The organism is Herbiconiux sp., from assembly GCF_023264895.1.
GTDB lineage: Bacteria > Actinomycetota > Actinomycetes > Actinomycetales > Microbacteriaceae > Herbiconiux.
The window spans coordinates 23,195-29,561 of sequence record NZ_JAHFUY010000056.1 but is presented as its reverse complement, the minus strand read 5'-3'; the positions used below and the strand labels follow the sequence as shown (position 1 = coordinate 29,561).

Below are 6,367 nucleotides of genomic sequence, written 5' to 3'. Positions count from 1 at the left end.
CGGGCGGTCGCGACTCGCGGGGAGGAAGAGGGCCGCCACCGCCGCGAGCGCCAAGGCCGCCGCGCCCACCGCGATCGCGGGGATCGCCGCGTCGACGTAGCCGTCGGGCGTGAACGAACCGCCCGCCCCCGTGAAGACCGCGGTGAGCACGGCGATGCCGAGGGCCACCCCGATCTCCCGCAGGGTCGAGTTGGTGCCCGAGGCCTTCGCGTTGTCGTCCGAGCTCATGTTCGCGAGCACGGCGGTCGAGGAGGGCGCGAAGACGAGCCCCATGCCCACGCCCGCGAAGACGAAGGCGGGCACGAGGGCCCCGTAGTCGAGCGTGGTCGACATGACGGCGGCGAGCCAGCCCACCCCGGTGGCCTGCAGCACGAGCCCGGCCACGATGAGCAGCCGCGTGCCGACCCGAGGCGCGATCAGTCCGGCGAGCGGTGCGATCACCATGGGCGCGAGGGTCCACGGCATCGTCATGACGCCCGCCTCGAGCGGTGTCGCCCCGCCCACGATCTGCAGGTACTGGATGAGGATGAACACCGAGCCGAAGATGCCGAAGCTGAACGTCAGGCCCACGATGTTCGCCACGGTGAAGCTGCGGTCGCGGAACAGCCGAAGCGGCAGCAGCGGGTTCGGCACGCGGCGCTCCCAGAGCACGAACGCCACGAGCAGCACGGCGCCTGCGGCGAGCGCCCCGACCACCTCGAGGCTCGACCAGCCCGCGTCGTTGCCGCGCACGATCCCGAAGACGAGCCCCAGCACGCCGAGGCCGGCGAGCAGCACGCCCACCACGTCGGCCCGGAGCCGCGCCCCGAACGAGTTCGGCAGCGCCAGCAGCACGAGCGGCACGCTCAGGATGCCGATGGGCACGTTGAGCCAGAAGATCGCCTCCCAGCTGAAGCCCTCGATCACGGCGCCGCCGATGAGCGGCCCGGTCGCCACCCCGAGGCCCGCGACCCCGCCCCAGATGCCGATCGCGAGCGGGCGCAGGCGCGCGCTCACCGAGCCGACGAGGAGCGTGAGCGAGAGCGGCATGAGCGCGGCCGCACCGACCCCCTGCAGGGCGCGTGCCGCGATGAGTGTTCCCGGGTCGAGGGCGACGGCGCAGAGGGCCGAGGCCGCCGTGAAGACGCCGATGCCGGCGAGGAAGACCGTGCGCCGGCCGTAGCGGTCGCCGAGCGCCACGGCGAGGAGCATGAAGGCGGCGAAGCTCAGCGTGTAGGCGTTGATGAACCACTGCAGCTGCTCTATCGAGGCGTCGAGCTCGCGGCCCAGCACGGGAAGGGCGCTCGTGACCACGAGGTTGTCGAGCGAGGCCATGAACATGGGCACACTCGCCGCCACGATGGCCAGCCACACCGGGATGCGCGGTGCCGGCCGGCCTGAACGCCCCGCGTTCGTCGCCGGCCGGGAATCGGTGATCGCCACGAAGGCTCCTTCACAATAGGTAATCGGATGATTACAAGCGACCATAAGTAATCAACTGATACCCTGTCAAGCGTGACCGACAAGAAGACGCGGATGTCCTCCGACGAGCGGCGCGAGCTCGTGCTCGACGCCGCCACGACGGTCTTCGGCGAGGCCGGCTACCACGGGGCGAGCACGGATGCCGTGGCGAGGGCCGCCGGCGTCAGCCAGCCCTACGTGGTGCGCATGTTCGGCACGAAGCAGCAGCTCTTCCTCGACGTGCTGGGGCGAGCCCTCGACCAGCTCATGGAGGCGTTCCGCGCCGCGATCGCGGGAGACCAAGAGGTGCCGCTCCCCCGGCGTCTGGGACTCGCGTACTTCGAGCTCACCGGCAACCGCGGCATCCTGCTCTGCCTCATGCACGCCTTCTCGCTCGGCGCCGAGCCCGTCATCGGACCGGCGGCGCGCTGCGGCTTCATGGACGTCTACCGTCTCCTCCGCGACGAGGGCGGCATGTCGGCCGACGAGGCGTCGGCCTTCCTCGCCGGCGGCATGCTCTCGAACGTCATCCTGGGCGTCCGGATGCTCGACGACTACGACGAGGATCCGGCCGTGCGCGAGCTCCTCGTCACGGTGTTCCCCGAGAAGCTCGAGATCATCCGCGCGACCCATCCGCCGCGTCAGCCCGCCGCGGGCTCCCGCGCCGGGGCATCCGGCTCCCGCTGACCCGGATCCGGCTCCCGCCGACCCGGATCCGGATCCCCCTCCGGCACGGCGCCCGTGCCACGCCCGGGCGGCAGGAACAGCGCCGCGACGGCCGCCCCCACGAGCACGACGGCCCCCACGGCGATCGCCGGCGCCGCCGCACTCACGTAGCCCGTGGCCGTGAACGTGCCGCCCGCCCCGAGGAACACCGAGGTCATCACGGCCACCCCGAGCGCCACCCCGATCTCGCGCACGGTCGCGTTGGTGCCCGAGGCCTTGGCGTTGTCGGCCGCCGACATGTTCGCGAGCGTTGCCGTCGAGATGGGCGCGAAGACCAGCCCCATGCCGATGCCGCCGCAGAGGAACGCGGGCAGGAACACCAGGTACTGCAGCTCCTGACTCATGGTGAGCGAGAGCCAGCCGACCGCCGCGGCCTGCAGCAGGCAGCCCGTCACGATGAGGGCGCGTGTGCCGACCCTCGGGGCGAGGGCGCCCGCGACAGGGGCCACGATGAGCGGCGCGAGAGTCCAGGGCGTGGTCATGAGCCCCGCCTGGAGCGGCGACGCCCCCGCGACCACCTGCAGGTACTGCACGAGGATGAACACGGCCCCGAACATCCCGAAGCTGAAGACGAGCCCCACGATGTTGGCCACGGTGAAGCTGCGGTCACGGAAGAGCCGCAGCGGCAGCAGCGGCGACACGGCCATGCGCTCGCGCACCACGAACCCCACGAGCAGCAGCGCTCCCGCGGCGAGCGACCCGAGCACCTCCGCACTCCCCCACCCCGCCGTGTTGCCGTTGACGATGCCGTAGACCAGCCCGAGGATGCCGAGACCCGCGAGCACGACCCCCAGCAGGTCGATCCGGATGCGCGTGCCCGCCACCGCCGGCAGCGCCACGAGGGCGAGGGGCACCGCCACGACCCCGATGGGCACGTTCAGCCAGAAGATCGACTGCCAGTTCCAGCCCTCCACCACGGCCCCGCCGATGAGGGGTCCGAGCGCCACCCCGAGGCCGGACACACCGCCCCAGATGCCGATGGCGATGGTGCGGAACCTGTCGGGCACGGAGCCGACGAGCAGGGTGAGCGAGAGCGGCATGATCGCCGCGGCCCCCGCCCCGCCCACGGCGCGCGAGACGATGAGCATCTCGGGGCTCGCGCTGAGCGCGCAGGCGGCGGAGGCGAGCGTGAAGACCACGATGCCCGCCAGGAAGATCCGCCGCCGCCCGAACCGGTCGCCGAGCGCCACCGCGAACAGCATGAAGGTGGCGAAGCTCAGCGAGTACGCGTTGACGAACCACTGGAGCTGCTCGACGGTCGCTCCGAGATCCTTCTCGATCACCGGCAGCGCACTCGTGACCACGAGGTTGTCGAGCGACCCCATGAACATCGGCAGCGACGCCGCGAGCACCGCCAGCCCGGCCGGCACCCGCCTGCCGCTCATCGTCGAGCCTTCCCGCCCCGAACCCGTCGCCGCCGTCAGTGCGCGACGGCGATGAGGCCGAGCTCCGCCGGCGACGCGAGATGGGCGTGCTTCGGAACCACCCGCACGGTGTAGCCGAACGAGCCCGACTTCGCCAGGGCGACCGTGCCGGAGTAGACCCTGTCGGCCGAGCCGGCGCCCGAGTCCCCATCAGCATCCGATCCCGCCGTGTGCGGCGTCGACAGCTCCACCGTGGCCGCCTCCGAGATGTCGTCGCCGTGCACCGCGTGCCCGTAGACCACCTCGACCGCCACATCCGCCGGCGACAGCGCGCCGAGCTGGATGTGCGCGCGCACGTGCAGCTCGTCGCCCACCTGCGGGGTGTCGTCGAGCCCGCCCGACTCCACGTGCACCACCGCGACCCCGCCCCAGGCGTCCTCGATCCGGTGCTTCCACTCCGACAGCGCGCGAGCGGCCTCGTGGTCGTCGACGGTCATCGCCCGCTCGGCCGCGGCCGCCGGAACGTAGAGCCGCTGCACGTACTCGCGCACCATCCGCTCGGCGCTCAGCTCGGGCGAGAGGGTGGCGAGGGTGTGCCGGATCGACTGCATCCAGTGGGTCGGGATGCCGTCGGCGTCGCGATCGTAGAAGCGGGGCGCCACCTGGTTCTCGAGCAGGTCGTAGAGCGCCTCGGCCTCGAGGGCGTCGCGCTCGGAGGCGTCTCCCGCCGAGTCGGCGGTGGGGATGGCCCAGCCGTTCTCGCCGTCGAAGTACTCGTTCCACCAGCCGTCGAGGATGGAGAGGTTGAGCCCGCCGTTCAACGCGGCCTTCATGCCGGAGGTGCCGCAGGCCTCGAGCGGCCGCAGCGGGTTGTTGAGCCACACGTCGGTGCCGGGGTAGAGCAGCTGCGCCATACCGATGTCGTAGTTCGGCAGGAACACGATCCGGTGCCGCACCTCGGGGTCCGAGGCGAAGTGCACGAGCTTCTGGATGAGCCGCTTGCCCTCCTCGTCGGCCGGATGCGACTTGCCGGCCACCACGAACTGGATCGGCCGCTCGGGGTTCAGCAGGATCGACTTCAGCCGCTCGGGGTCGTGCAGCATGAGGGTGAGCCGCTTGTAGGTGGGCACCCGCCGGGCGAACCCGATGGTGAGCACGGTCGGGTCGAGCAGGCCCTGGTACCAGGCCGGCGGGATCGAGTCGGGGTTCTGCCGGCGCCACGCCTCGGTGACCCGGCGCCGGGCGTCGTGCACGAGCTGGCGCCGCATGTCGCCGCGCACGGCCCAGAGCTCGGCGTCGGTGACGGCCTCCGAGGTCCAGTCGGCCGCGGTCGTGTGGCCGGTGCCGAGCTTCGTGCGGGCGAGCTCCTGCAGCAGCGGATCGGTCCAGGTGGGCGCGTGCACACCGTTCGTGACCGAGGTGATGGGCACGTCGGCGCGGTCGAAGCCCGGCCACAGCCCGGAGAACATGCCCCGGCTCACCTCGCCGTGGAGCACCGAGACGCCGTTCGCCCGCTGCGCGAGGCGGAGCCCCATCACGGCCATGTTGAACATGTCGGGCGACCCGCCCTCGTAGTCCTCCGCGCCGAGCGCGAGCACGTCGCCGACGTCGAGCCCCGGCAGCATGTCGGTCGAGAAGTAGCGTTCCACAAGCGAGCGGTCGAACCGGTCGATGCCCGCGGGCACGGGCGTGTGCGTCGTGAACACCGTGCCGGCGCGCACCACCTCGAGGGCCTCGTCGAACGACAGCCCGCCGCCGATGAGGTGCGAGATGCGCTCGAGGCCGAGGAAGCCGGCGTGGCCCTCGTTGGTGTGGAAGACCTCGGGCATCGGCTGGTCGGTGAGCTCGGAGACGACCTCGAGCGCGCGCACGCCGCCCACTCCGAGGAGCAGCTCCTGCAGCAGGCGGTGCTCGCCGCCGCCGCCGTAGAGGCGGTCGGTGACGCTCCGCAGGTCGTCGTCGTTGTCGGGGATGTCGGTGTCGAGCATCAGCAGGCGCACGCGACCCACCTGGGCCTGCCAGATGCGGGCGTAGAGCGCCCGGTCGTCAGGGAGCGCGAGCACGATCTGGGCGGGCGTGCCGTCAGCGAGGCGGAGGACCGAGAGCGGCAGGCCGTCGGGGTCGAGCACGGGGTAGCTCTCCTCCTGCCAGCCGTCGCGCGAGATGGCCTGCGAGAAGTAGCCGGAGCGGTAGAACAGCCCCACGCCGATGATCGGCACCCCGAGGTCCGACGCGGCCTTGAGGTGGTCGCCGGCGAGGATGCCGAGCCCGCCGGAGTACTGCGGGAGCGCGGCGGCGATGCCGAACTCGGGCGAGAAGTAGCCGATGGTGCGGGGGCGCACGCCCTCGAGCCCCTGGTACCAGCGCGGCGCCTCGAGGTAGGCGTGCAGGTCGCCGCGGAGGCTGTTCGCCCACGCCACGAAGCCGGGGTCGTCGGCGAGCTGGGCGAGGCGCTCGGGGCGGACGGCCCCGAGCAGTGCCACCGGATCACCGAGGGTTGATCGCCAGTCGTCCGGCGAGATGTGGGCGAAGATCTGCCGCGTGGGCTCGTGCCAGGCCCAGCGCAGATTCGCGGCGAGCTCGCCGAGCGCCGAGAGCGACTCGGGCAGAACGGAACGGACGGTGAACCTGCGGATCGCCTTCACGGGGTGGTCTCCTTCGGGGTGGGTTCCGACCGACCCCGTCAGCCTAGGGCAGTCGGGTTGCGGCGTCGTGAACACGGGTTGCAGGCCTCCCCTTTGTCGGTAGGGTCTGAAGCGTGGCAGCTACGCGCAAGAAACCAGCGGCATCGTCGGCGGCGCCGGCCAAGAAGACCGCCCCCGTCAAGACTCCGACGA

Annotated in this window: 4 protein-coding genes; 1 reads left to right on the top strand and 3 read right to left on the bottom strand. The window is 71.8% G+C overall.

Annotated features, from left to right (window positions below; all coding sequences use genetic code 11):
• Window positions 1–1,422: DHA2 family efflux MFS transporter permease subunit (locus tag Q0D57_RS11645; protein ID WP_366518608.1), on the bottom strand; the 1,422-nt coding region annotated here is incomplete at its 3' end.
• Window positions 1,423–1,494: 72 nt separating this feature from the next.
• On the opposite strand from Q0D57_RS11645, the gene Q0D57_RS11640 reads away from it, so the two are divergent.
• The gene (locus tag Q0D57_RS11640; protein ID WP_291043562.1) at window positions 1,495–2,127 is read left to right on the top strand and encodes a TetR/AcrR family transcriptional regulator; all 633 of its coding nucleotides are present in this window, start codon (window positions 1,495–1,497) and stop codon (window positions 2,125–2,127) included.
• Here Q0D57_RS11640 and Q0D57_RS11635 read toward each other — a convergent pair.
• Together Q0D57_RS11635 and glgP are read right to left on the bottom strand one after the other, a co-directional pair.
• Window positions 2,082–3,551 (bottom strand): DHA2 family efflux MFS transporter permease subunit, encoded by a 1,470-nt coding sequence (locus tag Q0D57_RS11635; protein ID WP_291043559.1) that lies wholly within the window; start codon window positions 3,549–3,551, stop codon window positions 2,082–2,084. The genes Q0D57_RS11640 and Q0D57_RS11635 overlap by 46 nt on opposite strands.
• A gap of 35 nt (window positions 3,552–3,586) precedes the next feature.
• Window positions 3,587–6,175: an alpha-glucan family phosphorylase gene (gene glgP / locus Q0D57_RS11630; protein WP_291043556.1), complete on the bottom strand. Its 2,589-nt coding sequence runs from the start codon at window positions 6,173–6,175 to the stop codon at window positions 3,587–3,589.
• Window positions 6,176–6,367: the final 192 nt, after the last annotated feature.

Coding starts and splice junctions, on each gene's coding strand:
- Q0D57_RS11635 (WP_291043559.1), bottom strand. CDS start 3,551: ATGAGCGGCAGGCGGGTGCCGGCCGGGCTGGCGGTGCTCGCGGCGTCG.